We start from the raw sequence: 25,518 nt of genomic DNA on the forward strand, positions 1-25,518 counted from the left end.
GCCATGGTGGTGCTGGAGAACGTCACCAAGGCCTACCGCACCGCCGATGGCGGCCGGCGCACCGTGCTCGACCGGGCGAGCATCGCCTTTCCCGCCGGGCTCAAGGTCGGCGTGCTGGGCCATAACGGTGCCGGCAAGTCGACGCTTCTGCGCCTGGTCTCGGGCACCGAGCCGGCCGATTCCGGGTGCATCCGCCGCCATGGCCGCGTCTCCTTCCCGCTGGGCTTCTCGGGCACCTTCCATCCCGGGCTGAGCGGGCGGGAGAACCTGCAATTCCTCGCGCGCGTCTATGGCGTGGCGCCGCGCCGGATGATCGATTCGGTAGCGGAATTCTCCGAACTCGGCCCCTACATGGACGCGCCGATCGAGCAGTATTCCTCGGGCATGCTCGCGAAGCTCGCCTTCGGGGCCTCCCTCGCCATCGATTTCGACGTCTACCTCGTGGATGAGCTCACCGAGGTCGGCGATGCACGCTTCCGCGCGCGCTCCGCCGCCGCTTTCCGCGACCGGCTGCGCCATGCCTCGCTGATCCTGGTTTCGCACAACAGCCACACCATCCGCGCGCTCTGCGATTGCTGCGCGATCCTCTGGGCGGGCGAGCTCATCGCCTTCGACACGGTGGATGAGGCGCTGTCGCGCTACGCCGAGCTGATGGGAGTCGCCGATGCTTGAGACCCTCCCCCGCCCGGCGGAGGCCGAGCGCCGGGCCGAAGCCTTCGCACCGCGCCCCACCCAGCGCCCGGCCGAACCCCGCGCGACCGAGCATCGCGGTGTCGCGCGCCTGGCCAGCTTCGTGCTGTGCGTGGTGCTGCCCACTTTGCTCTTCGGCGCCTGGCAATGGCTGGTGGCCGCCGACCAGTATTCGGTCGAGATCCGCTTCGCCGTACGCCCCGCCGATCCGGCCCGCGCCATGCTGCCGGCCGGCATGATGGCGGGCCTCGCGGCCGGCAACACCGATGCCTATGCCGTCGTGCAGCACCTGCAGAGCCGCGAGGCGCTGCTGGCCGTCGCCCAGCATGCCGATGTGCGCGCCATCCTCGGCCGGCCCGAGGCCGACTGGCTCGCCAGGCTCGACCCCACGGCGCCGCTGGAGCGCGCCCAGACGGCGTGGCGCCGCCAGGTGCGCCCCTATTTCGACCGCGCGAGCGGCATCGTGACCGTCGAGGTGCGCGCCTTCACGGCGGAGGACACGCTGCGACTGGCCCAGGGCGTGGAAGCGGCGGCCGAGACCATGGTCAACGCCATGTCCGCGCGCAGCCGGCGAGAGGTGCTGGAGGCGGCGGCGCGCGACGTGGCGGCCGCCGAGGCGCGCTTCGCCGCGGCGCGGGCCGAGGTGCAGGCCTTCCGCGAGCGGCGCCAGACCCTCGACCCGCGGCGCAGCGCCGCGGGCTTCTCCGAACATCTCGTGCGCCTGCAGTCGGAGCTGATCGCCCAGACCGCGCAACTCGCCACGCTGCGCGGCGTGATGAACGAGGCCGCCGCGCCGGTGGTACAGCTTCGCGCGGCCATCCGCGGCACGCAGGACCAGATCGCCGCCGTGCAGGCGCGGCTGACCGAAGCCGCGCCGGAAGGCGCGCCGTTGACCGACACGATCGGCGGCTACGAGGCGATGGAGACCGAGGCGATCTTCGCCCAGCGCGCCTATGAGGCCGCGATGGCCGCGCTCGAGCGCGCGCGTGCCGAGGCGCAGCGCCAGCAGGTCTTCCTCGCCCCCGTCGTGCGCCCGGTGCTGCCGGAATACGCCCTCTACCCGGCCCGGATCACCGGGACGCTCACCATCCTCGCGGCGGCGCTGCTGGCCTGGTTCGTCGGCCTCGTCGCGCTGCGCGCCTTGAAGGAACACCTCGCGTGAAGGAATCAGGCATGGACGCAACAGCGATGATGAGCCTGCCCCGGCGGCTGGAGGATCGCGCGAAGGGGCGCCGCGTCGTGCCGCTGGCGCCGGGAGAGCTGCTGGTGGAGGCCGCCTGGGGCGGCTTCATGGTGGTGCCCGCCTTCAACATCGACGTCGCCATCGGCGTGGCGCGCGACGGGGTGCATGAGGCCTGGACGACGCGGCTGGTGCAGGAACTGCTGCGCCCGGGCGACATCTACCTCAATGCCGGGGCGAATTTCGGCTATTTCGTCTGCCTCGCCGGGCGGATCGTCGGGCCCGAGGGGCGCGTCATCGGCGTCGAGCCGAACCCGCACATCCTGCCCTTCCTGATGAAGTCGCTCTACTGGAACGGCAGCATCGGCAATACGGAGGTCATCGCCCGCGCCCTGTCGGACCAGCGCGATCAGGCGGTGGCGTTCCATTTCGACCCGCAATATCTCGGCGGCGGCGCCATGCGCGCCCTCTCCCAGGCCGTGACCGATGGCGGGCCAGCGGCGACCAGGCTCGACAACGCGCTCTGGGGGCCGGAGACGCTGCCGCGGCTGCTGGATGCCGAGGGGCGCTGGGTCAAGGGCATGGGGCTGATGCTGCCCTTCACCGCCCGCACCACCACCATCGACCACCTTGTCACGCATCTCGACCTGCCAGGCATCGACCTGCTGCACCTGGACATCGAGGGTTCGGAACCCCTCGCCCTGCTGGGCGCGCAGGGCGTGATCGCGGCGGCGCCGCGGCTGCGCCTGATCACGGAATGGAGCGCCGGCCACTATGCCCTGGGCGGGCCCGCGCTGCGCGCCGCCTTCGATGCCGTCTGGGCGCAGACCGCGGAGGCCGGCTGGCGGGTGCGCCAGCTCGAACCCCGGCTGGCGCCCGATGGCGGGCTCTTCGTCTCCCCCCCGCTCACGCATGAGCAGATGACCACCAGCGCGCCGCATGGCGACTACGTCTGGACCCCGGCCAGGATGGACCCCTTCGCATGACCCATATCGCCGCCCCCCGCTTCGCTGCCCCGCGCGCGCCAGAGAGCGCGGCGCGACGGCGCCTCGCGTTCCTGCACATCCCCAAGACCGCGGGCACCGCCTTCGGCGCGGCGCTGGCGCAGCGCTTCGCCCTCGGCGAGGCCGGGCGCACCGCCGGTGCCGGCATGGCCTCCCACCCCGCGCTGCAGGAGGTCGGGCGCCGGTTCCGCCTGATCGGCATCGGCGACCATATCGACCAGGACACGCTCGACGCCATCGAGGCAGGTCTGCCTGCGGGCGAGCGGCTGTTCCGGGTCACGATGCTGCGCGAGCCGCGCGCCCGGCTGATCAGCCAGTACCAGCATTGGCGGCGCACCATCGATTCCAGCCTCCAGAGCTCGACGCCGGAAAAGCGCGAGGCGTTCCTGGCCGCGCGGGAACTGCCGATCGGCGCCTTCCTCGCCCTGCGCAACCCGGTGGTCGAGAACGCGTTCGGCAATCTTCAGGCGCGGATGCTGTGCGGCCTGTCGAGCGCCGTCCTGATGGATGAGGCGAGCCTTGCCGAGACCGCGATCCAGCGCCTGTCCGCCATGGATGTCGTCGGCGCGACCGACAGGATGGATGAGACGCTGCTGCGCATCGCGGCCGCCTATGGCTGGTCGGCGCCCGACAGTGTCCGGCCGCTGAACGTCGCGCCCCCGCGCCCGGCCGAGGCCTTCGACGAGGCGACCGAAGCCGAGATCGACCGCATGATCGGCGCGGATCGCCTGGTCTGGCGGGCCTTGCTGGCGACGCTGACCGGCGCGGCGTCGGCCGAGGACGAGCCTGGCGTGTCGCGCCGGCTGCAGGCGCGGCGCTTCTATCGGCCTGATCGGGCGTTGATGGGGGCGCTGCTCAAGGGCGCCGCGCGGCACTTCACCATGGCCGATGCACTGGATGGCCAAGGCTGGCATGTGCGGGAGGGCACGGCCCCCCTCGCCCGCTGGACCGGGCCTGGACGGGTGGCGACCATCCGACTCGCCGCGCCCCCGAGCCGGCGGGTGGATCTCTCGCTGCAGCTCATCTCGGTGCTCGACTGGGCGATGGTGGAGGGGGTGCGGCTGAAGCTGGACGGCACGGCCCCGCTGGAGCGCCCGCGGCATGTGCAGGAAGGCCCCTACCCTGCGCTGCGGGCCAGCTTCGACCTGCCCGATGCCGGCACCGGCCAGCGCGAGTTGACCATCGAGGTGCCCTTCACGCGCTCCCATGCCGAGATCGACCCCACGATCGCGGACCGGCGGCAGAAAGGCCTCGCCATCGGCGAGATCAGCCTCACCGTGACCGAGGATGCGCCGCCGGCCACGCTCGGCGCGCTGTTCTGGCCGGGGGCGGCGTGGGCGGAGGAGCCGCCGGCACGGCTGGCCGAACTGCTGACGCCGCAGCCGCACATCGCGCCCCCGCCGGCCGAGCGGCATCTGGGCTTCGACCTGCCGCTGCTGGACGCGGTGCTGGATCTGGTGGCGCCCGACCATGTCTGGGCGGCGGCGGTGGAGTCCGTGCTGACGCCGCTGAACCGGGGCGCGCCGCTCGACCTGCCCGCGCCAGGGGGGCGGCTTGCGGTGCTCGCCACGCTGTTCGAGATGCCGATGCGCGGGGCCTCGATCGCCACGCTGGCGCAGCGCTACGCCGATGCGGTGCTGCTGTTGCCCTGCGCCGAGGATTTCCGGCTGCGCGCGCTGGCGGCGAACCCGCTGCTGCGGCCGCATCTGCATGTCCTGGGCTGCACCAACGCGATCCTGGTCGCCAACCTCGCCGGGCTGCGCCGGGCCGGCGGGCCGGCCCTGGCCGAGGCCTTTCTACTGCTGCTGGAGCAGATCGCCACGACCACGCCCGAGCACCAGGCGGCGCTGGCCGATCCCTTCGGCGCCGGCTACCCGCTGCGCCATCTCGGCACCTTGCTGACGCTGCTGGACTCCCTCGCGCGCGGGGAGGCGTCGCCCGCGGCGGTGCTGACCACGCTGCGCCCCGGCGGGGATGAGCCAGCGCCCGACCCCGCCGCGCTGCGCGCGCAGGGACGGCGCCTGCTGGCGGTGAAGGACAGCCCGCTGGCCCTGGTCGAGCCCGGATTGGTGCAGCGCCTCGCCGCGCAACTCGACCTGCTGGCGCAGGCCGAGCCGGCCGACGCGGCCGCCGCGGCGACGGTGGCGCAGGAGAGCGCGTTCCGGCTCTGCGGGCTGCTGGCGGGCTGGCGCGATTTCGGGCTGGCGGAGAATGCCACCGCCGGCCTCGCCCGCAGGCTGCGCGGGACGCTGGGCGCGCCGCCGCTCTATCCCAAGCCGCTCAAGCCCTTCGGCGAATACATCGACTTCTACAAGACCGAGGCCGGGCGGATGGCGCTGCATGGCTGCGCGCCGGGCACCGTCACCACGCTCGACACGCTGCGCGGCGGGCTCGACCACATCGTGCGGCTCAACCAGGCGGCGCGGGAGATCGAGGTGGCGCTGCGCCTGCTCGGCGACCGGCATCCGGGGGAGGAGATTCTCTGGATCGACGCCGGCTGCTCCTACGGCGTGCTGGCCAATGCGGTGGAGCCACCGGCCAATATCCGCGGGCGTTGCCGCTTCCTCGGCTTCGACTTCAACGCCCCGGGCATCGAGGTGGCCCGCGTGGTGGCGGGCAATCTCGGGCGCGACCATTGCCGCTTCGAGGTCGGCGACGTGGCGGAAGCGCGGGCGCTGGCGGCGGGCAGCCGCATCCACCTGATCACCGCCTTCGAGGTGCTGGAGCACTGCCCGGATCCGCTCGCGGTGCTGCGCGCCTATCGCGCCATGGGGCCGGGGATGCTGGTGGTGGGCTCACCGCTCAGCGAGGCGCAGGCGATCTACCCGGCAGAGCAGCATCTGTGGGGCTTCGACGCCTCCGGCTTCGCCGGGCTGGTCGAGGCGGCGGGCTTCGCGCTGGTGGGCGTGAACGAGCGCCGTGTGGGCCGCTATGTCGGCGGTCACGATTGGGTGACCGTGACCGCGACGACGGCCACGGCGGCAAGCCTCGCCGTGGTTTAGCGGGTGTCAGGCCGCGGCGCGGCCCGCCTGAGGGTCCAGCCGGTAGCCGCCGCCCTCGGTCAGCAGCAGGCGCGCCTGGCTGGGGTCGGGCTCGATCTTCTGCCGCAGGCGGTAGATGTGCGTCTCGAGCGTATGGGTGGTGACGGCGCTGTTGTAGCCCCAGACCTCGTTCAGCAGGATCTGCCGCGCCACCGGCCGGCCGCCGGCGCGGTAGAGGTATTTCAGGATCGCGGCCTCCTTCTCCGTCAGCCGCACCTTGCGGTTGCGCGCCGCCTCCATCAGCAGCTTGGCGGAGGGGCGGAAGGTGTAGGGGCCGATGACGAAGACCGCGTCCTCGCTGTTGTCGTAGACGCGCAGCTGCGCGCGCAGCCGGGCCATCAATTCGCTGACGCGGAAGGGCTTGGCGATGTAGTCATTGGCCCCTGAATCGAGGCCGCGCACCACATCCTGTTCGCCATCCGCGCCGGTCAGCAGCAGGATCGGCACGCGCACGCCCTCCCGCCGCAGCCGCGCGCAGAGTTCCCGCCCGTCGCCGTCGGGCAGGCCGACATCCAGCACGATCGCATCGAACCGCGCCGCCTCATCCTGCAGCCGGGCCTGGGCCTCGCCGAGGGTCCCCGCCGTGGCAGGGAGGAACTCCCCTTCATGGGCCAGCTGCTCGGCCAGTGTCTGGCGCAGCGCCTCGTCGTCGTCCACGACAAGAATGGGGCGCGGACCTGCCATGTTGCTCTCGCTCCTGTGACCTGCCGCCGCGCGGCAGCGCCGTCTTCGTGAACTGCGCCCGCGGCCGAAAAAAGGCATCCTGCCGCCGAAGGATATGTCGCCGGGCGATGCCCCCGAAAGGGCTGCGCCGCATTTGCATCCATAGTGGGTCGTCGCGCGTAGAGACGCTGCCGGTTGTGCGGCGCCGCGATCCTGCCTCACGCTTTGGCCGGGGGGCAAGCGTTGTTGCGCCGAACTGCCGCGAAGCCTTCATCCGGGCCGATGGTGTTTTGCCGGACCGCCCCCCTTACAAACGCCTTTCGCACGCCACATTCAGCGTCGCGAAATGGGCTCGCCATGGAACGCCAGACAACGATGAGCACCTCTACCCCCCTCGTGTCACAGCTTCGCGATCCGGACGCCGCCGGGGCGGCACCGGACCCGCGCGCCCTGGCGTTGCGCGCCGTGCATCGGGCGGCCGCCGAATTGCGGCGGGGCACGCCCGTGCTGCTGCGCGGTGCCGACGGCCCGCTGCTGGTCGCGGCGGCCGAGACCGTCTCCGCAAGGGGCTTGAGCGAAGTGGCGGCCGGCGCGCGCGCGCCGGCGGTGCTGTTGCTCGCGCCCGTGCGCGCCGCGGCGGTGCTGCAGCGCCCGGTGCCCCAGGCGGGCACCGAGGCCGATGCCGTCGCGCTCCGCCTGCCGCCCGGCCTGCTCGACCCTGCCGCGCTGCGCAGCCTGGCCGACCCGACCGCCGAGCGCCTGCTGCCGGTGGAGCCAGAGCGCACCGCCACCCCGCCTCTGGCGCTGGCCGCCATCGCGCTCGCCAAGCTGGCGCGGCTGCTGCCGGCGCTGGTCGTCGCCCCGGCGCGCGAGGCGGCGGCCGCGCGGCTCGACCTGCTCTCGGTCGAGGCGGCGCAGGTGCTGAGCTACGCCACCGATGCCCCCGCCAGCCTGACCCGCGTGGCCGAGGCGCGCGTGCCGCTGGAAGACGCGCCCGAGGCCCGCATCGTCGCCTTCCGCGCCGCCGATGGCGGGATCGAGCATCTGGCGATCCTGGTGGGCGAGCCGGAGAAGGCGCTGGCCGAGGGCCGCACGCCGCTCAGCCGCGCCCATTCCGAATGCTTCACCGGCGACCTGCTGGGCAGCCTGCGCTGCGATTGCGGCCCGCAGCTGCGCGGCGCGATCAAGCGCATGGCGGACGACCCAAATGGCGGCGTGCTGGTCTATCTGGCGCAGGAGGGCCGCGGCATCGGCCTGGTCAACAAGCTGCGCGCCTATGCGCTGCAGGATGAGGGGCTGGACACGCTCGATGCCAACCGCGCGCTCGGCTACGGCGCGGATGAGCGCAATTTCTGGGTGGCGGCGGAGATGCTGCGCGCGCTCGGCATCCCGCGGGTGCGGCTGCTGACCAACAATCCGGATAAGGTGGCGGGCCTCGCCGCCTGCGGGATCGAGGTGGAGGGCCGCGAACAGCACCAGTTCGAGGCCAATGGCGTGAATGACGGCTACCTGGAGACCAAGGCCCGCCGCTTCGGTCACCTGCTGGTTTGAGCGCTCCCGAGGCCGGGCTGGCGGTGGTTCTTCCCGACGCGGATGGCCGCGCCGGGCGGCTGGTGCTGGGCGGGCTGACCTTCCGCTGCGCGCTGGGCAAGGGCGGCGTGCGCCCCGCCGAGGCGAAGCGCGAGGGCGATGGCGCGACGCCCGCCGCGCGCATGCCCCTGCGCCGCGTGCTCTACCGCGCCGATCGCGGCCCGCTGCCCCAGGCCAGCGTCCCGGTGGAACCCATCGCCCCACAGGATGGCTGGTGCGACGCCAGCGGGCACCGCGCCTACAACCGCCCTGTCAGCCTGCCCTTCGACGCCTCGCATGAGGTGCTGTGGCGCGCGGATGCGCTCTATGACGTGATCGGCGTGCTGGGCTGGAACGACGCGCCGGTGGTGCGCGACCGCGGCAGCGCGATCTTCCTGCATCTGGCGCGGCCGGACCTCGCCCCGACCGAAGGTTGCATCGCCCTGCCCGGCCCCGATCTGCGCCGGCTGCTGGCGGCCGGGCTGACCACGATCGAGGTGAGGCTGCCCTAGAGCACGCTGCGTTCTGATGAACGCAGCTCGTGCTCTGGAAATCATTGAATCTAGAGCAGGAAATGCGTTCAGCGTCGCGGCAGCGCCGCGACCCATCTGAACGCATATTGCTCTAGACCCGTAGCCGCTCCGGCAGGTGCAGGCCGAGGCGCAGCGGGACGGGCCAGACCTCGCGCTCGGCGCGGATGATGCGGAAGCCGGCGGCGACGTAGTTCGGCAGCGCGCGCGGGTGGTCGGCGGTGCAGGTGTTCACCGTCACGCGCCGGGGCTGCTCGGCCCAGGCGGCGTCGATGGCGTGGCGCAGCAGCGCGCGCCCGGCGCCATGGCCGATGGCATGGGGCATCAGCCCGAAATAGGCGAGGTTCACTGCTGCCTCATTCGGCCGGCGCTCCAGCTCGTAGAAGCCGGCCGGCTCGCCGCCCTGGTAGAGCACATGCACGCTGATCTCGGGCCGGCCGAGCAGCGCGGCCAACTCGTCATCCGGCACGGTGCGGCGCAGCCACCAGACATAATCGCGCCCGACCGTGTCGTAGAGGTAGCGGTAGAAGGGCACGGAACAGCGCGCGAGGCGCTGTACCACCGCGCCCTCGGGCAAAGGCGGCGCGGCCTCGACCGGCGCGGCATCCATGCGCAGGAAGGTCACGGTCACGGCGATGCGCTGGACCGGCTCGCGCGCCATGGTGAGGCTGCCGGGCGCGCCCATGCTCAGGTCTCCAGGAAGCTGCGCAGCTTGCGGCTGCGGCTGGGGTGCTTGAGCTTGCGCAGCGCCTTGGCCTCGATCTGGCGGATGCGCTCGCGCGTCACGTTGAATTGCTGGCCGACCTCTTCCAGCGTGTGGTCGGTGTTCATGCCAATGCCGAAGCGCATGCGCAGCACACGCTCCTCGCGCGGCGTCAGCGAGGAGAGCACGCGCGTGGTCGCCTCACGCAGGTTGGACTGGATCGCGGCATCGAGCGGGATGATCGCGTTCTTGTCCTCGATGAAGTCGCCGAGATGGCTGTCCTCCTCGTCGCCGATCGGCGTCTCGAGGGAGATCGGCTCCTTCGCGATCTTCAGCACCTTGCGCACCTTCTCGAGCGGCATGCCGAGCTTCTCCGCCAGCTCCTCGGGCGTGGGCTCGCGGCCGATCTCGTGCAGCATCTGGCGCGAGGTGCGGACCAGCTTGTTGATCGTCTCGATCATGTGGACCGGGATGCGGATGGTCCGCGCCTGGTCGGCGATGGAGCGCGTGATGGCCTGGCGGATCCACCAGGTGGCGTAGGTGCTGAACTTGTAGCCGCGGCGATACTCGAACTTATCGACCGCCTTCATCAGGCCGATGTTGCCCTCCTGGATCAGGTCCAGGAACTGCAGGCCGCGATTGGTGTATTTCTTGGCGATGGAGATGACGAGGCGGAGATTCGCCTCGATCATCTCCTTCTTCGCCTGGGTCATGTCGCGCTCGCCGCGCGACACCGTGGCATAGACCCGGCGGAACTCGGCCACGGGCAGGCCGGTATCGGCGGCGACCTTGGCGATCTCGGCGCGCACCAGCTCGATATCGTCCTTGGAGCGGGTGATGAAGCTCTTCCAGCCGCGGCCGTTGAGCTTGCTGACCCGGTCGAACCAGCCGGGGTCGAGCTCGGCGCCGTTCCAGGCCTCGAGGAACTCCTCGCGCTTCACCTTGTTGGCCTCGGCGAGGCGCAGCGCCTGGCCGCTCAGCGTGGTCAGGCGGCGGTTCAGCCCCTTGAGCTGGTCCACCAGCTCCTCGATGCGGTTGTTGTGGAGCTGCACCTTCTCCACCAGCGCCACCAGCTCCTGGCGCTGCTTCTCATAGGTCTTCTCGTTGCGGGCCGAACTCTCCCCGCCCGAGGTATAGGCGTCCATGCGCTTGTGCGAGAGCTTGGAGAGCTTGGTGTAGAGCGTCTCGATCGCCTCGAAGGCGGCCAGCGCCTCGGGCTTCAGCTTCTCCTCGAGCGCGGAGAGGGAAAGGCCGACACCCTCGGCGGCCTCGTCACCTTCCTCATATTCCTCCTCGGCGCGGGAGGCGGCGTCGGGGTTCGCCTCGGTATTCGTGGCTTCGAGGTCGATGACGTCGCGCAGCAGCATCTTGCCGTCCTTGACGGCATCATGCCACGCCACGATGGCCTTGAAGGTCAGCGGGCTCTCGCACAGCCCGCCGATCATCATGTCGCGCCCGGCCTCGATGCGCTTGGCGATGGCGATCTCGCCCTCACGCGAGAGCAGTTCGACGCTGCCCATCTCGCGCAGATACATGCGCACGGGGTCGTCGGTGCGGCCGAGGGATTCCTCATCCACATTGCCGCCGGATTCTTCTTCGTCCTTCTCGTCCTCATCGGCCTTGGCGACGGCCTTGACCGGCGCGGCCTCACCATCCTCGCTCTCTTCGCTCTCGACGACGTTGATGCCGATCTCGGAGAGGGTCGCCATCGTGTCCTCGATCATCTCGGAGGACACCTGCTCGGAGGGCAGGGCGGCGTTCAGCTCGTCATAGGTGACGTAGCCGCGCTCCTTGCCCCGGGCGATCAGCTTCTTGACCGCGGCGGTGAGGGTATCCAGCAGCACGCCTTCCACCGCCTCATCGCGACCTTCCGCGGTCTCGGCGCCGTTCGCCACCTTCATCGCCATGCGATCCACGCTCCGTCAACGCCGTGTCGGCCCGCCCGGCATGATGCCCGGGCGGGCTCGCACGAATGCCTCTACTCTATGGGGTGTCGCCCGCCGCCCTGCCAGACGCCCCGGCACTTTGTGCGACCGCGGGGACTTCCGATGGCGGGCTGTCGCCCCATTCACCACGCCTGAGCGCGCCCAGCGCCTCCGTCAGGCGGATCAGGCGTTGCTGGGCCTGGCCCTGCACCGCCGGATCGGCGCTTTCGGCCAGCAGGCGCTGCGCCGCATCCCGATCCGCTGCCAATTCCGCCTCACCCCGCAGCAGCCCGAAGAAGTGCCACCAGGCGTCCAGCGCCTCCTTCGGTTGGGCCTCCGGCGCCGCGGCGGCGGGCAGGCCCGGGTCGCGGAGCAGGGCGTTCACGAAATCGCCATGCCCAGCCTGGGCGAGGTGGTCCATCAGCGGCCCCGAGTCAAGCGCGTGGCCCTCGGCGAACCATTGCAAAATCAACAGGCGCAGTTCGGCGAGCCGCGCATCGCCCAGATCCAGCGCCGCCAGCACCTCCTCCACCTCGGGCAGCAACCAGGGGTGGCGCAGCGTCAGCGCCAGCAGCGCGGCGGCCTGGGCGGCGCGGGTGCGGCCCTCGGTGATGGGGGGGCGGGCGCGCGGCGGCGCGGCCGGGGCGCGCCCGCCGCGCCCGGCCGGGCGGGAGGCGGCGAAGAAGCGATCCAGCAGCAGGCGCCGGTATTCGGCCGCCAGCGCCTTGTCCTGGATCGCCCCCGCCGCGCCGGAGAGGCGGTTGCGCAGGCTCGCGCGCTGTTCGGGCGTGGCGGCGGGGCGGCCTTCCGTCAGCAGGCCATAGAGTGCCTCGGCCAGCGGCCGGGCGGCGTCGAGCACTGCCTGGAAGCCCGCCCGGCCCCGCTTGACGATCAGCGTGTCGGGATCCTCGCCGGCCGGCAGGGTGGCGAGCTTCAGCGTGCGCTCGGGGCTGAGCAGCGGCAGCGCCATCTCGGCGCTGCGCGCCGCCGCGCGCGCCCCGGCGGCGTCGCCATCGAAGCAGAGCACGGGCTCGGGCGTCAGCCGCCAGATCTCCTCCATCTGCTCGGCCGTGAGCGCGGTGCCGAGCGGCGCGACGGCCCCGGTGAAACCCGCCTGATGGAGCGCGATGACATCCATGTAGCCCTCGACCACCACCAGCGCCGCCCCCCGGAAGGCGCCCTCCCGCGCCAGGTCCAGGGCGTAGAGCTGGCGCCGCTTGGAGAAGACATCGGTCTCCGGCCCGTTCACGTATTTCGGCTGGCCATCGCCCAGGATCCGCCCGCCGAAGGAGATCACGCGCCCGCGCCGGTCGCGGATGGGGAACATCACGCGGTTGAAGAACAGCTCGCCCCGGCTGCCATCCTCGCGCTCGCGCAGCAGCCCGGCCTCATGGAGCTGGTCGGCGGTGATGCCCTCGCTGGCCAGATCCGCGAGCAGCCCGCCGCGACCGGGGCCGGACCAGCCCAGGCCGAACTGCGCGATGGTCGCATCGCTCAGGCCGCGCCGCCGCAAATAGGCGAGGCCCTCCGCCCCCTCGGGCAGGAAGAGCCGGCGGCGATAGGCAGCCTCCGCGGCCTCGAGCACGCCGTAGAGGTCGCGCGCCCGGCGCTCGCGCGCGGCGGCCTCGGGCGTGGGCTTGGGCACATCGAGCCCGGCCTCGGCGGCAAGGCGCTCCACCGCCTCGGGGAAGGACTGGCCCTCGGCGCGCATGACGAAGCTGATGGCGTCGCCATGCGCGCCGCAGCCGAAGCAGTGGAAATGGTCGTCATAGACGTAGAAGCTCGGCGTCTTCTCACCATGGAAGGGGCAGCAGCCCTTCCAGTTGCGCCCCGATTTGGCCAGCCGCGTCTTGCGCTGGATGAGGGGCATGAGCGGCGTGCGCGCGCGCAGCTCATCGAGGAAATTGGGGGGCAGCGCCATGGCGCGCGACCCTACAGCACTATCAGCAAACACTGAAGCAGTGTTCGCTGATTTCGTGCTGTAGATTCAATAGGTTCTAGAGCACGAGATCGATCCGAGAGGATCGATCGTGCTCTAGCGAAGCGCGCGCGCCGCGTCACCTTGCGCCACCGCCCGCACTTCTTGGTGAAGCAGCTGAACATTTCTCCACCTGAGGTTGCGCAACCCCGCGGCCGCACGCACGGATTGTGCTGCCCAGGCCGCTGCGGCCGATCCATCCGACAGGGAGAACCCCGATGCGCGCCTTCACCCTTGCCCATGCCGAGATCTTCGCCCCGACGCCGGGCCCGGTGAGCACCACGCGGCTCAACCTCGACCAGATCCCCGACCTGCTGATGACCGATCGCGGCCTGCGCTTCGAGATCGTCTCGGCCGAGATCCTGGAGGGTGCCCGCGCCGCCAATGGGCTGAACCTGATGATCCAGGCGGGCGTGGCGGAGCTTGGCCTCGCCGCCGACCGGCGCATCGACGCGGCGGACGTCGTGGCGCTGAACGCCTGGTTCAAGGCGGATGCGGCAAGGCTGGCGCAGTTCCTCACGCTGCATGGCGATGACGACGCCGATACGGGCGAGGAGAGCGCCTATCACCTGGTGCAGAATGACGGCGCCTGGACCGCCATGTTCGGCCGCAACCTGGCCGATACGGTGGCGGATGCGATCTACCATATCGGCTTCGACATCGTGCCCACTGCCGATGGCGACCGCTTCGAGAACGAGGACGGCAACCAGAACGAGAAGGTCGCCGATGTCGCCGATTGGCTCGACTATTTCATCGCCGATGTCTCCACCACCAATACCGGGCTCGACGACATCGTCGAGGTGATCCTGACGGATCGCGGCCTGTCCTCCTGGACCCATGCCGGGCAGATCATGGAGGGCGCGCGCGCCGCCGATTCACTCAACAAGCTGCTGCTGGCGGGCCTGCGCGCGGGCGATGCGCTCGCGGATGGGCGCATCACCGCGGCCGAGCTGATGGCGGTGAACCTCTGGCTGCGCGGCGATGCCACGCGCCTCGCGCAGTTCATCGAACTGCACGGCGATGACGAGGCCGGGATCGAGACCGGCTTCCACACCGTGCAGAATGATGGCGGGCGCAGCGAATTCCTCGACGACAACTTCATCAACACGGTGGCCGACGGCATCTACCATTTCGGCTTCGAGATCGTCGACCAGCGCTACCGCAACGAGGATGGCGACGCCAATGCCGATATCGGCGAGGTCGCGACCTGGCTGAACTACCTGCTCTTCGGCGCCGCCCTGATCGAGGGCAGCGAGGCCGGCACGCATTGGCGTGGCCGGAATGCGGCCGAGACCTTCCGCATGATGGGCGGCGATGACGGGGTCGAGGGCGAGGGCGGCGCCGATACGATCGACATGGGCGCAGGGCGCGACTGGGCGCGCGGCGGCGATGGCGATGACAGCATCGAGGGCGGCGAGGGCGATGACGACGTCCAGGGCGACCTCGGCGACGACACCGTCTCGGGCGGGGCGGGGAATGACTGGGTCGAGGGCGATGAGGGCAACGACACGCTGCTCGGCGGCGAGGGCAATGACCGGCTCGCCGGCGATGAGGGCAATGACTACATCGAGGGTGGCGCCGGCGATGACGAGGCCTGGGGTGCGCTCGGCCGTGACCGGCTGCGCGGCGGCGCGGGCAATGACCGGCTCAACGGCCAGGTCGATGACGATCTGCTGCAGGGCGATGGCGGGGATGATCTGCTGCGCGGCGGCACGGGGCTGGACCGGCTGTTCGGCGGCGCCGGCCATGACACGCTCGAGGGCGGCGACCAGAACGACCAGCTGCTGGGCGAGGCCGGCGATGACAGCCTGCGCGGCGGCAACCAGGATGACAGCCTGCTGGGTGGCCTCGGCAACGACAAGCTGATGGGCGACCCCGGCGCCGACACGCTGAATGGCGAGGATGGCAATGATTCGCTGAATGGCGGCACCGGCAATGACACGCTGCTGGGCGGCCTCGGCGCCGATGCGCTTCAGGGTGGCGCGGGCGACGACAGCCTCGATGGCGGGTTGGATGACGACCGGCTCTATGGCCATGACGGGCTGGACACGCTGCTGGGCGGCGCGGGCAATGACCTGCTGCGCGGCGATGCCGGCAATGACCAGCTCGAGGGCGGCGGCGGCGCGGACAGCCTCGATGGCGGCGAGGGCTCGGACCTGCTGGCCGGCGGCGAGGGCGACGACACGCTGCTCGGCCAGACCGGCACGGACCGGCTGAGCGGCGGGGCGGGGCAGGACCTGCTCTGGGGCGGCGACGATGCGGACCGGATGCTGGGCGGGCGCGGCGACGACACGATGGAGGGCGGGGCGGGCGATGACCTGCTCTCGGGCGGCTTCGGCGCGGACAGCCTGCGCGGCGGCTCGGGCGACGACGTGCTGGTCTCGCGCAGCGATGCGGGCGAGCCCGAGCCGGCAGGCGGGGGCGCGCGGGTCAACCCGCCCTTGGCCGATGCCGCGGCCGATATCCTGCGCGGCGATGCGGGGGCGGACATCTTCCGCTTCGACCTGCTGCTCAACACCAGCGCGAGCGTGGCGAACCGCTACCTCGCCAGCGATGGGCGGGTGAACTGGGCCGCGCTGGCGGCGGGCGAGAGCCAGGCGGGCCATGCGCGCTGGCTGGACGGCATCGGCGAGGACGTGATCCGCGACTTCGCCGCCAGCGCCGGCGATTCCATCCAGATCCGCGGCTTCGGCGTGACGGTGGCGGGCATCACCTATCGCGACGTGAATGGCGACCGGGTGGCGGAGAGTATCATCGCGCTCACCGCCGGGGTCGGCGGCGATTCGCTCGGCAGCATCACGGTGTATGGGGAGCGCGTGACGGCGGCGATGCTGGCGGTGGATGCCACGGCCGCACTCGGCGCCTGGGACCGGCCGGCCCAGGCGCCCTATCTGTTCGAGGAAGGCTTCTCGGTGCTGGGCGCTTAGCCCAGCTTCGCCTTCACGAGCGGCCCGGCCTTGGCCATGTCCATCACCGCGCCGTGCTTCGCGCGGAGTGCGGCCATGACCTTGCCCATGTCCTTGACGCTGGTGGCCCCCGTCTCGGCCACCGCCTCGGCGACCGCGGCGGCCATGGCGGCCTCATCCATCTGCTGGGGCAGGAAGCTCTCGATCACCGCGATCTCGGCTTCCTCCTTCGCCACCAGCTCGGGCCGGTTGCCCTGGCGGTAGAGCGCCGCGCTCTCGGCACGGCTCTTCACCATGCCGCGCAGCATGGCGACGATCTGCTCGTCGGGCACCTTGTCCACGCCGGAGGGGCGGGCGGCGATGTCCACATCCTTCAGCTTCGCGGTGATCATGCGGATGGTGGAGGTGCGCGGCGCATCCTTGGCGAGCATCGCGGCCTTCAGCGCCTCGGTGAAGCGGGCACGCAGGTCTTCGGCCATGTCGGGGTCTCCTTTGACGGCCTCCATACGCCCGCGCCGCGCGGGCGGGAAGCGCCGGCGCGCCGGGCGGGGATTTTTTGTCCCCACCCGCTGGAGGGCTGGCGTCGGGACGTTTTGTCCCCTATCTCCCCTCCATGCGCACCGTCGAAGACATCGTGACCCTGCTCGGCGGCCCCGAGGCCACCGCCACGCGGCTTGGCGTCGGGCTGGAGGCCATCAAGAAATGGCGCCAGCGCAAGGAGATCCCGGCCAAGCATTGGGCCGCGCTGGTCGCCGCCACCGGCCTGCCGCTGGATGCCATGCCGCGTCACGCCGCCCCTTCGCCCCGCCCGGAGAGCCCCATGACCGATTCCACCGCACCGGAGGGCGCGACAGCCGCCCTCGTCCTCGCCGATGGCACGGTCTTCTGGGGCCGCGGCTTCGGCGCGCGGCGCGCCACGGTCGCCGAGATCTGCTTCAACACCTCGATGACCGGCTACCAGGAGGTGCTGACCGATCCTTCCTACGCCGGCCAGACCATCTGCTTCACCTTCCCCCATATCGGCAATGTCGGCACCAACCCCGAGGATCTCGAGGCCGCGACCCCGGTCGCGCGGGGGCTCATCGTCAAGCAGGATGTGACCGAGCCGGCGAATTACCGCTCCGTGCAGCATCTGGATGCCTGGCTCGCTTCGCATGGCGTGCCCGGCATCGCGGGCATCGACACGCGCGCGCTCACCGCGCGCATCCGTGACGGCGGCCCGCCGAATGGCGTGCTGGCCTTCCCCGCCGATGGGGCCTTCGACATCCCTGCCCTGACCGCCCAGGCCGCCGCCTGGGCCGGGCTGGAGGGCATGGACCTCGCCAAGGAAGTCACCACCCGCCAGAGCTACGCCTGGACGGAAGCCGAGTGGCGCTGGGGCGCGGGCTTCGCCACGCAGGAGGCGCCGCGGGTGAAGGTGGTCGCGGTCGATTACGGGGCGAAGCGCAACATCCTGCGCTGCCTCGCCTCGGCCGGCTGCGCCGTGACGGTGGTGCCGGCGACGACCACCGCCGAGGAGATCCTGGCGCTGAAGCCGGACGGCGTCTTCCTCTCCAACGGCCCGGGCGACCCGGCGGCGACGGGCGCCTATGCCGTGCCCGCGATCCAGGGCGTGCTGGCGGCGGGCGTGCCGATCTTCGGCATCTGCCTCGGCCACCAGCTGCTGGCCCTGGCGCTGGGCGCACGCACCTACAAGCTCGATCGCGGCCATCGCGGTGCCAATCAGCCGGTGAAGGACCTCGTGACGGGCAAGGTGGAGATCACCTCGCAGAATCACGGCTTCGCGGTGGATGAATCGAGCCTGCCGGACGGCGTGACGGTCACGCATCGCAGCCTCTTCGACGGCACGAACGAGGGCATCGCGAGCAAGAAGCAGCCGGCCTTCAGCGTGCAATACCACCCGGAGGCATCGCCGGGGCCGACCGACAGCCATTACCTGTTCGGGCGCTTCGTCGAGATGATCGAGGCCCGCAAGGCCGCGTGAGCCGATGCCCGCGCTCGAAACCCTCCTGGTCTTCGCGGCCCTCTCGCTCGGGCTGGCGCTGACGCCGGGGCCGAACATGCTCTACCTGGTCTCGCGCTCGCTCGCGCAGGGGACGGGGGCGGGCATGATCTCGCTCATCGGCTGCCAGTTCGGCTCCTTCGCCATCATGGTGCTGGCCGCCGCGGGGATCACCGCCGCGCTGCTGGCGATCCCCTATGCCTGGGACGTGCTGCGGCTGGGTGGGGCGGCCTATCTGCTGTTCCTCGCCTGGCAATGCGTGAAGCCGAACGGCCAGCCGCTGTTCGCCCCGCGCGCCATGCCGCGCGAACCCGCGCTGCGGCTGTTCAGCGTGGGCTTCGCCACCGCCGCGCTGAATCCGAAGGTCGCGCTGTTCTACATGGCGGTGCTGCCGCCCTTCCTCGACCCCGATCGCGGCAGCCTCTTCCTGCAGGCGGCGATGCTGGGCTTCGTGCAGATCGCCATCTGCACGGCCTTCGACGCCGTGCTCGTCTGGGGCGCGGCCGGCACGGCGCGCTTCCTCGGCACGCGGCCGGGCTGGATGGCGGTGCAGCGCTGGGTGCTGGGCGCCGCCCTCGGGCTGATCGCCGTGAAGCTCGCCACCGAGAGCCGCGGCTGATGCGCGAGGCCCTCGCCCTTTTCGCGCTGGCCTATTCGGGGCTGGTGCTCTTCGTCCTCGCCTCCTCGCTGCGCAAGCTGATGCCCCCCATGCGCGCCGCCCTCACCGGCTTCGCGCTCTCGGCCACGGTGCATGGCGCGACGACGCTGATGATCGAGCCGGAGCAACAGCTCCTCGCCCTCGCCTTCTGGGGCATCCCGCATCTGCTGGTGCTGCCCGCGCTGCTCTTCGCGGCGCGGCGGCAAACGAACACGACTGGAACCTGATCCATGCCGAAGCGCACCGACATCAAGTCCATCCTCATCATCGGCGCCGGCCCGATCGTGATCGGCCAGGCCTGCGAGTTCGATTATTCCGGCGCCCAGGCCTGCAAGGCGCTGCGCGCGGAGGGCTTTCGCGTCATCCTCGTGAACTCGAACCCGGCGACGATCATGACCGATCCGGGCCTGGCGGATGCGACCTATATCGAGCCGATCACGCCCGAGATCGTCGAGAAGATCATCGCCAAGGAACGCCCGGACGCGCTGCTGCCGACCATGGGCGGGCAGACCGCGCTGAACACCGCGCTCAAGCTCGATGCCGCGGGTGTCTTGAAGAAGTATGGCTGCGAGCTGATCGGGGCGAAGGCCGAGGTCATCGACAAGGCCGAGGATCGCCTCAAGTTCCGTGATGCCATGAGCAAGATCGGCATCGAGAGCCCGCGCTCGGCCATCGCGCATTCCATGGCCGAGGCCTGGGCCGCGCTCGAGCAGGTGGGCCTGCCCTGCGTCATCCGCCCCTCCTTCACCCTGGGCGGCACGGGCGGGGGCATCGCCTACAACCGCGAGGAATTCGACCAGATCGTCAGCGCCGGCCTCGCCGCCTCCATGACCACCGAGGTGCTGGTCGAGGAAAGCGTGCTGGGCTGGAAGGAGTTCGAGATGGAGGTCGTGCGCGACAGCGCCGACAACTGCATCATCATCTGCTCCATCGAGAATCTGGACCCGATGGGCGTGCACACCGGCGACAGCGTGACCATCGCGCCCGCGCTCACGCTCACCGACAAGGAATACCAGGTGATGCGCGACGCCTCCATCGCCTGCCTGCGCGAGATCGGCGTGGATACCGGCGGGTCCAACGTGCAGTTCGGCATCAACCCGGCCGATGGGCGCATGGTCATCATCGAGATGAACCCGCGCGTCTCGCGCTCTTCCGCGCTGGCCTCCAAGGCCACGGGCTTCCCCATCGCCAAGGTCGCGGCGAAGCTTGCCGTGGGCTACACGCTCGATGAGCTCAAGAACGACATCACCAAGGTGACGCCGGCAAGCTTCGAGCCGACCATCGACTATGTCGTGGTGAAGATCCCGCGCTTCACCTTCGAGAAATTCCCCGGCACGCCGGCCACGCTCACCACCTCCATGAAGTCGGTGGGCGAGACGATGGCGATCGGCCGCAGCTTCGCCGAGGCGCTGCAGAAGGGCCTGCGCGGGCTGGAGACGGGGCTCTCGGGCCTCGATGAGATCGAGGTGCCGGGCGATGGCTCGCTGGCCGCGATCCGCACCTCGCTCGCCACGCCCAAGCCCGATCGCGCGCTGGTCGTGGCGCAGGCGCTGCGCGCGGGGATGAGCGTTGCCGAGATCCACGAGGCCTGCCGCTTCGACCCCTGGTTCATCCGCGAGATCGGCAAGATCGTCGCCGCCGAGGCCCGCGTGAAGGCCGAAGGCCTGCCGAAGAGCGCGACGGCGATGCGCGCGCTCAAGGCGCTCGGCTTCTCCGACAAGCGCCTCGCGAAGCTCACGGGCCTGACCGAGGCCGCGGTGGAAGCCGCGCGGCACAAGCTGAACGTGCGCCCGGTGTTCAAGCGCATCGACACTTGCGCGGCGGAATTCGCCTCCGACACGCCCTACATGTACTCGACCTATGAGGGCGGCTTCGGTGAGCCGGTTTGCGAATCCCGGCCCACCAACCGCCAGAAGATCATCATCTTGGGCGGCGGGCCGAACCGCATCGGCCAGGGGATCGAGTTCGACTATTGCTGCGTCCATGCCGCCTATGCGCTGCGCGACGCGGGCTACGAGACCATCATGGTCAACTGCAATCCCGAGACGGTCAGCACCGACTACGACACCTCCGACCGCCTGTATTTCGAGCCGCTGACGGCCGAGGATGTCATCGCCATCATCCGCAAGGAGCAGGAGAGCGGCGAGCTGCTGGGCTGCATCGTGCAGTATGGCGGGCAGACGCCGCTCAAGCTCAGCCAGGCGCTGCACAAGGCGGGCATCCCGATCCTGGGCACCAGCGCCGAGGCCATCGACATCGCCGAGGATCGCGAGCGCTTCCAGCTGCTGCTGAAGTCGCTCGGCCTCAAGCAGCCGCAGAACGGCATCGCCCGCGACATCGAGGAAGCGCTGCGGGAGGCAGGCCGCATCGGCTACCCCGTGGTCGTGCGTCCCTCCTACGTGCTGGGCGGCCGGGCGATGGAGATCGCCTACAACGAGGAACAGCTGCGCCGCTTCGGGGCGGAGGCGGTGAAGGTCTCGGGCGAGAACCCGATCCTCATCGACCAGTACCTGCAGGATGCGATCGAGGTCGATGTGGACTGCATCGCCGATGAGACCGGCGAGGTCTATGTCGCCGGCGTGATGGAGCATATCGAGGAAGCGGGCATCCACTCCGGCGACAGCGCCTGTTCCCTGCCGCCCTATTCCCTGCCGCCCGCCATCATCACCGAGCTGAAGGCCGAGACCGAGGCGATGGCCAAGGCGCTGAAGGTCAAGGGCCTGATGAACGTGCAGTATGCGGTGAAGGACGGCGAGATCTTCGTGCTCGAGGTCAATCCCCGCGCCAGCCGCACCGTGCCCTTCGTGGCCAAGGCCACCGGCGTGGCGGTGGCGAAGATCGGCGCGCTGGTCATGGCGGGGCAGCATCTGCGCAGCTTCGGCCTGGATGACAGCGTGGTGCCCAAGCATGTCGCGGTGAAGGAGGCGGTTTTCCCCTTCAACCGCTTCCCCAATGTGGATGTCATCCTCGGGCCCGAAATGAAGTCGACCGGCGAGGTCATGGGCCTCGACTTCTCCTTCGAGCGCGCCTTCCTGAAGTCCCAGATGGGCGCGGGCGTGAAGCTGCCGGAAGGCGGCACGGCCTTCCTCTCGGTGAAGGACAGCGACAAGGCCGGCGCCGTCTCGCTGGCGCGCCGGCTCACCGAGATGGGCTTCAAGGTGCTCGCCACCCGCGGCACGGCGGCGCGGCTGCGCGAGGTCGGCATCGAGTGCGGCGTGGTCAACAAGGTGGCCGAGGGCCGGCCGCATTGCGTGGATGCGATGAAGTCCGACGCCATCCAGATCGTCATCAACACCGCCAGCGGGGGGCAGAGCGTGTCGGACAGCTTCGACATCCGCCGCAGCGCCCTGACGCATGGCATCCCGCACTACACCACCCTGGCGGGTGCCCGCGCCGCGGTCCACGCCATTGCCGCGCTCAGGGGCGGAACCCTTGATGTGGCGCCCCTCCAGGCCTATTTTGATACATCATTCTGAGCGGGCGGGGGAAGGCGACCACCCTTCCCCCGCCCCGCCTGTTTCTGCCCCGATGCCGGAGCTTTCGCCTCTTCGCCACTGGCGCAGGCTGTTCTAGGCTTCGGGTGCCGAGGCCGGCGTGGCTGGGTCGAGAAAGGATTCGCAGTGCAGAAGTTCCCCATGACCGCGGAAGGGCTCGCCCGGCTGCAGGAGGAACTGCGACACCTCAAGGTCGAGGAACGCCCCGCCGTGATCCGCGCGATCGCGGAGGCGCGCGCGCATGGCGACCTCTCGGAGAACGCCGAATATCACGCCGCGCGCGAACGCCAGTCCTTCATCGAGGGCCGCATCGCCGAGCTTGAATCCATCATCCCCTCGGTCGATGTCATCGACACCTCGCGCCTCACCGGCAACCAGGTGCGCTTCGGCGCGCATGTGACGGTGGTGGACGAGGAGACCGAGGACGAGAAGACCTATCGCATCGTCGGCGCCTATGAGGCCGACATGAAGATGGGCAGCATCTCCATCTCCTCGCCGCTCGCCAAGGCGCTGATCGGCAAGAAGGTGGGCGACAGCGTCGAGGTGCCCGCGCCCGGCGGCGCGCGCGTCTATGAGATCGCCGGCGTCCGCTTCACCTGAGACCTGACCATGTCACCGCATCGCCCTGCCACGGCAGCCAGCCCGGGCCTGCCGCAAACCACCCCGCACGCCGTCAGCCTGGCCGATGTGCGCGCCGCCGCCGCGCGCATCGCGGGCGCGGTGCTGCGCACGCCGACCCTGCGCTGTGACGCGCTGTCCCGCGCCACGGGCGCGCAGATCCATCTCAAGCTCGACAACCTCCAGGCCACGGGCGCCTTCAAGGAACGGGGTGCCGCGAACCGCATCGCGCTGCTGACGGCACGCGAGCGCGCGGCGGGCGTGATCGCCATGTCGGCCGGCAACCATGCCCAGGCCGTGGCGCGCCACGCGGCGCTTGCCGGCATCGCCGCCACCATCGTGATGCCGCGCTTCACCCCCGCCACCAAGGTCACGCGCACCGAGGGCTGGGGCGCGCGCGTGGTGCTGCAGGGCGACACGCTGGCCGAGGCCGCGGCCCATGCGCTCGACCTCGCGCTGCGCGATGGCCTGACCTTCGTGCACCCCTATGACGACCCCGGCGTGATCGCCGGCCAGGGCACCGCGGCACTCGAGATGCTCGAGGATTTCCCGGGGCTCGAGGCGATGGCCGTGCCGGTCGGCGGCGGCGGGCTGCTCACCGGCTGCGCGGCTGCCGCGCTGGAGCTCAAGCCCGGCATCACGGTCTATGGCGTGGAGGTCGAGGGCTACCCGGCCATGGCGCAGCGCCTGGCGGGCAAGCCCGTGCAGGTGGGCGGGCCCACCATCGCCGAGGGCATCGCCGTGCGCGACGTGGGCGAACTGCCCTACCAGCTCCTCTCCCGCATGGGGATCGAGGTGCTCGTGGTGCCCGAGCGCGCGGTGGAGGAAGCCGTGGCCCTGCTCGCCGAGGGCGCGAAGCTGGTCGCCGAGGGCGCGGGCGCGGCCGGGCTGGCCGCCGTGCTGGCCTATCCGGAACGCTTCGCGGGCAAGGCGGTGGGCATCCCGGTCTGTGGCGGCAACATCGATGCGCGCGCGCTCTCCAACGTGCTGCTGCGGCAGTTGCTGCGCGACGGGCGCATCCTGCGCCTGCTCTTCGAGATCCCCGACCGTCCCGGCGTGCTGGCCGACATCGCCACGCGCATCTCGGCGCTGGGCGGCAACGTGATCGAGGTGAACCACCAGCAGCTCTTCGGCGCGCCGACCGTCCAGAGCACCGAGCTCTACATCATGGTCGAGGTGCGCGACGCCGCGCAGGGCGATGCCATCATCGCCGCGCTGCGCGCCGGGGATTACGTGGTGAAGCGGATCTGAACGCGGTGGGCTGGCCCGGGTTCGGGCCAGCCACCTTGTCTCAGAGCGCGCCGCCCTTGCGGCCCGCCATGGCGCCAAGGCGCAGACGCAGCGCGTTCAGCTTGATGAAGCCCTGCGCGTCGAACTGGTCGTAGGCGCCCTGGTCGTCCTCGAAGGTCACATGCTTCATCGAGTAGAGGCTGTGCGGCGAGGTGCGGCCGATGACGATGGTGTTGCCCTTGTAGAGCTTGAGCCGCACCGTGCCGGTCACGCTCTTCTGGCTTTCGTCGATCAGCGCCTGCAGCATCCGGCGCTCCGGGGCGAACCAGAAGCCGTTGTAGATGATCTCCGCATAGCGCGGCATCAGCGAATCCTTCAGGTGGCAGGCCTCGCGGTCGAGCGTGATGCTCTCCATCGCGCGATGCGCCACATGCAGGATCGTGCCGCCCGGCGTCTCGTAGCAGCCGCGCGACTTCATGCCGACGAAGCGGTTCTCCACCAGATCCAGCCGGCCGATGCCGTTCTCCTTGCCCAGCGCGTTCAGCTTCGTGAGCAGCGTGGCGGGGGAGAGGCGCTCGCCATTGATGCCCACCGCGTCGCCGCGCTCGAACTCGATGGTGATCTCGGTGGCGCGGTCGGGCGCGTTCTCGGGCGAGATGGTGCGCTGCCAAACCATCTCATCCGGCGCATCCCCCGGCTCCTCGAGGATCTTGCCCTCGGAGCTGGAGTGCAGAAGGTTCGCATCGACGCTGAAGGGCGCCTCGCCGCGCTTGTCCTTGGCGATGGGGATCTGGTTCTGCTCGGCGAACTCGATCAGCCGCGTGCGGCTGGTGAGGTCCCATTCGCGCCAGGGGGCGATGATCTTGATGTCGGGCTTGAGCGCGTAATAGCTCAGCTCGAAGCGCACCTGGTCGTTGCCCTTGCCGGTCGCGCCATGCGCCACGGCGTCCGCGCCCATGGCTTCCGCGATCTCGATCTGGCGCTGGGCGATCAGCGGCCGGGCGATGGAGGTGCCCAGCAGGTACATGCCCTCATACAGCGCATTGGCGCGGAACATCGGGAAGACGAAGTCCTTCACGAAGGTCTCGCGCAGATCGTCGATGAATATGTTCTCGGGCTTGATGCCGAGCAGCAGCGCCTTGTCGCGCGCCGGGCCAAGCTCCTCGCCCTGGCCGAGATCGGCGGTGAAGGTCACCACCTCGCAATTGTAGGTGGTCTGGAGCCACTTCAGGATCACGCTGGTGTCGAGCCCGCCGGAATAGGCGAGCACGACCTTCTTCACATCCTTGACACGCATATCGGGTCCCCTGGGGAAAACGGGCGGAAC

19 protein-coding genes are annotated in these 25,518 nt (G+C 70.5%); 13 read left to right on the plus strand and 6 right to left on the minus strand.

All coding sequences use genetic code 11. From position 1 onward, the window contains the following. The first annotated feature begins 3 nt into the window (after positions 1-3). The 4 genes from AC2D9U_RS21510 to AC2D9U_RS21525 are packed head-to-tail and all read left to right on the plus strand — an operon-like array spanning position 4 to position 5,876. On the plus strand, positions 4-672 hold the full coding sequence (locus tag AC2D9U_RS21510; RefSeq protein ID WP_484752898.1) for an ABC transporter ATP-binding protein: 669 nt from the start codon (positions 4-6) through the stop codon (positions 670-672). Next, on the plus strand, positions 665-1,852 hold the full coding sequence (locus AC2D9U_RS21515; protein WP_484752901.1) for a KpsE/RkpR family capsule polysaccharide export protein: 1,188 nt from the start codon (positions 665-667) through the stop codon (positions 1,850-1,852). Before AC2D9U_RS21510 ends, AC2D9U_RS21515 begins: the two co-directional genes overlap by 8 nt. A gap of 11 nt (positions 1,853-1,863) precedes the next feature. Further along, positions 1,864-2,856, plus strand: coding sequence for an FkbM family methyltransferase (locus AC2D9U_RS21520; protein ID WP_484752906.1), 993 nt, complete (start codon positions 1,864-1,866; stop codon positions 2,854-2,856). After that, a complete protein-coding gene (locus AC2D9U_RS21525) occupies positions 2,853-5,876 on the plus strand; it encodes a methyltransferase domain-containing protein (protein WP_484752909.1) in 3,024 nt (1,007 codons plus the stop codon). The genes AC2D9U_RS21520 and AC2D9U_RS21525 overlap by 4 nt, the downstream gene beginning before the upstream one ends. Before the next feature lie 6 nt (positions 5,877-5,882). On the opposite strand, the gene AC2D9U_RS21530 is transcribed toward AC2D9U_RS21525, so the two are convergent. Further along, complete coding sequence (locus AC2D9U_RS21530; protein WP_484752912.1) at positions 5,883-6,599, minus strand: response regulator transcription factor; 717 nt, start codon at positions 6,597-6,599, stop codon at positions 5,883-5,885. Positions 6,600-6,953: 354 nt separating this feature from the next. Between AC2D9U_RS21530 and AC2D9U_RS21535 the strand changes: the two genes are divergently transcribed. Both AC2D9U_RS21535 and AC2D9U_RS21540 read left to right on the plus strand, forming a co-directional pair. Then, entirely contained in the window at positions 6,954-8,129 is a 1,176-nt protein-coding gene (locus AC2D9U_RS21535) for a GTP cyclohydrolase II (RefSeq protein WP_484752915.1), read from the plus strand. Positions 8,130-8,152: 23 nt separating this feature from the next. Continuing rightward, positions 8,153-8,659 carry a L,D-transpeptidase family protein gene (locus AC2D9U_RS21540; RefSeq protein ID WP_484753118.1) on the plus strand — a complete coding sequence of 169 codons (507 nt, stop codon included), beginning with the start codon at positions 8,153-8,155 and terminating at the stop codon, positions 8,657-8,659. Between the two features lie 112 nt (positions 8,660-8,771). Here AC2D9U_RS21540 and AC2D9U_RS21545 read toward each other — a convergent pair whose 3' ends face one another. From AC2D9U_RS21545 to dnaG, 3 genes are all read right to left on the minus strand, one after another. Beyond that, positions 8,772-9,362, minus strand: a complete 591-nt coding sequence (locus tag AC2D9U_RS21545; protein WP_484752917.1) for a GNAT family N-acetyltransferase — start codon at positions 9,360-9,362, stop codon at positions 8,772-8,774. A gap of 2 nt (positions 9,363-9,364) precedes the next feature. Continuing rightward, positions 9,365-11,287, minus strand: coding sequence for an RNA polymerase sigma factor RpoD (rpoD, locus tag AC2D9U_RS21550; protein WP_484753122.1), 1,923 nt, complete (start codon positions 11,285-11,287; stop codon positions 9,365-9,367). A gap of 76 nt (positions 11,288-11,363) precedes the next feature. Continuing rightward, the gene (gene dnaG, locus AC2D9U_RS21555; RefSeq protein ID WP_484752920.1) at positions 11,364-13,226 is read right to left on the minus strand and encodes a DNA primase; all 1,863 of its coding nucleotides are present in this window, start codon (positions 13,224-13,226) and stop codon (positions 11,364-11,366) included. A gap of 275 nt (positions 13,227-13,501) precedes the next feature. Here dnaG and AC2D9U_RS21560 point away from each other — a divergent pair, with 275 nt between their 5' ends. Further along, positions 13,502-16,210, plus strand: a complete 2,709-nt coding sequence (locus AC2D9U_RS21560) for a calcium-binding protein (RefSeq protein WP_484752925.1) — start codon at positions 13,502-13,504, stop codon at positions 16,208-16,210. On the opposite strand, the gene AC2D9U_RS21565 is transcribed toward AC2D9U_RS21560, so the two are convergent. Further along, positions 16,207-16,668: a GatB/YqeY domain-containing protein gene (locus AC2D9U_RS21565; RefSeq protein WP_484752928.1), complete on the minus strand. Its 462-nt coding sequence runs from the start codon at positions 16,666-16,668 to the stop codon at positions 16,207-16,209. The genes AC2D9U_RS21560 and AC2D9U_RS21565 overlap by 4 nt on opposite strands. 134 nt (positions 16,669-16,802) lie before the next feature. On the opposite strand from AC2D9U_RS21565, the gene carA reads away from it, so the two are divergent. The 6 genes from carA to AC2D9U_RS21595 all read left to right on the plus strand — a co-directional run bounded on the left by carA (position 16,803) and on the right by AC2D9U_RS21595 (position 24,212). Continuing rightward, positions 16,803-18,173, plus strand: a complete 1,371-nt coding sequence (carA, locus tag AC2D9U_RS21570) for a glutamine-hydrolyzing carbamoyl-phosphate synthase small subunit (RefSeq protein ID WP_484752932.1) — start codon at positions 16,803-16,805, stop codon at positions 18,171-18,173. A 4-nt stretch (positions 18,174-18,177) separates the two neighbouring features. Next, positions 18,178-18,810, plus strand: coding sequence for a LysE family translocator (locus AC2D9U_RS21575; protein WP_484752936.1), 633 nt, complete (start codon positions 18,178-18,180; stop codon positions 18,808-18,810). Beyond that, a complete protein-coding gene (locus AC2D9U_RS21580) occupies positions 18,810-19,076 on the plus strand; it encodes a hypothetical protein (RefSeq protein ID WP_484752939.1) in 267 nt (88 codons plus the stop codon). The genes AC2D9U_RS21575 and AC2D9U_RS21580 overlap by 1 nt, the downstream gene beginning before the upstream one ends. Positions 19,077-19,079: 3 nt before the next feature. Further along, positions 19,080-22,325 carry a carbamoyl-phosphate synthase large subunit gene (gene carB, locus AC2D9U_RS21585; RefSeq protein ID WP_484752943.1) on the plus strand — a complete coding sequence of 1,082 codons (3,246 nt, stop codon included), beginning with the start codon at positions 19,080-19,082 and terminating at the stop codon, positions 22,323-22,325. A 144-nt stretch (positions 22,326-22,469) separates the two neighbouring features. Continuing rightward, on the plus strand, positions 22,470-22,943 hold the full coding sequence (gene greA / locus AC2D9U_RS21590) for a transcription elongation factor GreA (protein WP_484752946.1): 474 nt from the start codon (positions 22,470-22,472) through the stop codon (positions 22,941-22,943). 9 nt (positions 22,944-22,952) lie between these two features. Continuing rightward, on the plus strand, positions 22,953-24,212 hold the full coding sequence (locus AC2D9U_RS21595; protein ID WP_484752950.1) for a threonine ammonia-lyase: 1,260 nt from the start codon (positions 22,953-22,955) through the stop codon (positions 24,210-24,212). A gap of 40 nt (positions 24,213-24,252) precedes the next feature. On the opposite strand, the gene AC2D9U_RS21600 is transcribed toward AC2D9U_RS21595, so the two are convergent. Then, entirely contained in the window at positions 24,253-25,488 is a 1,236-nt protein-coding gene (locus AC2D9U_RS21600; RefSeq protein ID WP_484752953.1) for an argininosuccinate synthase, read from the minus strand. Positions 25,489-25,518: the final 30 nt, after the last annotated feature.

This window comes from Roseomonas sp. TF40 (assembly GCF_057219975.1).

What these genes read in the sequence shown, in the direction of transcription:
- AC2D9U_RS21510 (WP_484752898.1), top strand. Translation starts at nt 4, where the DNA reads ATGGTGGTGCTGGAGAACGTCACCAAGGCCTACCGCACCGCCGATGGC.
- AC2D9U_RS21515 (WP_484752901.1), top strand. Translation starts at nt 665, where the DNA reads ATGCTTGAGACCCTCCCCCGCCCGGCGGAGGCCGAGCGCCGGGCCGAA.
- AC2D9U_RS21520 (WP_484752906.1), top strand. Translation starts at nt 1,864, where the DNA reads ATGGACGCAACAGCGATGATGAGCCTGCCCCGGCGGCTGGAGGATCGC.
- AC2D9U_RS21525 (WP_484752909.1), top strand. Translation starts at nt 2,853, where the DNA reads ATGACCCATATCGCCGCCCCCCGCTTCGCTGCCCCGCGCGCGCCAGAG.
- AC2D9U_RS21530 (WP_484752912.1), bottom strand. Translation starts at nt 6,599, where the DNA reads ATGGCAGGTCCGCGCCCCATTCTTGTCGTGGACGACGACGAGGCGCTG.
- AC2D9U_RS21535 (WP_484752915.1), top strand. Translation starts at nt 6,954, where the DNA reads ATGAGCACCTCTACCCCCCTCGTGTCACAGCTTCGCGATCCGGACGCC.
- AC2D9U_RS21545 (WP_484752917.1), bottom strand. Translation starts at nt 9,362, where the DNA reads ATGGGCGCGCCCGGCAGCCTCACCATGGCGCGCGAGCCGGTCCAGCGC.
- rpoD (WP_484753122.1), bottom strand. Translation starts at nt 11,287, where the DNA reads ATGGCGATGAAGGTGGCGAACGGCGCCGAGACCGCGGAAGGTCGCGAT.
- dnaG (WP_484752920.1), bottom strand. Translation starts at nt 13,226, where the DNA reads ATGGCGCTGCCCCCCAATTTCCTCGATGAGCTGCGCGCGCGCACGCCG.
- AC2D9U_RS21560 (WP_484752925.1), top strand. Translation starts at nt 13,502, where the DNA reads ATGCGCGCCTTCACCCTTGCCCATGCCGAGATCTTCGCCCCGACGCCG.
- AC2D9U_RS21565 (WP_484752928.1), bottom strand. Translation starts at nt 16,668, where the DNA reads ATGGCCGAAGACCTGCGTGCCCGCTTCACCGAGGCGCTGAAGGCCGCG.
- carA (WP_484752932.1), top strand. Translation starts at nt 16,803, where the DNA reads ATGCGCACCGTCGAAGACATCGTGACCCTGCTCGGCGGCCCCGAGGCC.
- AC2D9U_RS21575 (WP_484752936.1), top strand. Translation starts at nt 18,178, where the DNA reads ATGCCCGCGCTCGAAACCCTCCTGGTCTTCGCGGCCCTCTCGCTCGGG.
- AC2D9U_RS21580 (WP_484752939.1), top strand. Translation starts at nt 18,810, where the DNA reads ATGCGCGAGGCCCTCGCCCTTTTCGCGCTGGCCTATTCGGGGCTGGTG.
- carB (WP_484752943.1), top strand. Translation starts at nt 19,080, where the DNA reads ATGCCGAAGCGCACCGACATCAAGTCCATCCTCATCATCGGCGCCGGC.
- AC2D9U_RS21595 (WP_484752950.1), top strand. Translation starts at nt 22,953, where the DNA reads ATGTCACCGCATCGCCCTGCCACGGCAGCCAGCCCGGGCCTGCCGCAA.
- AC2D9U_RS21600 (WP_484752953.1), bottom strand. Translation starts at nt 25,488, where the DNA reads ATGCGTGTCAAGGATGTGAAGAAGGTCGTGCTCGCCTATTCCGGCGGG.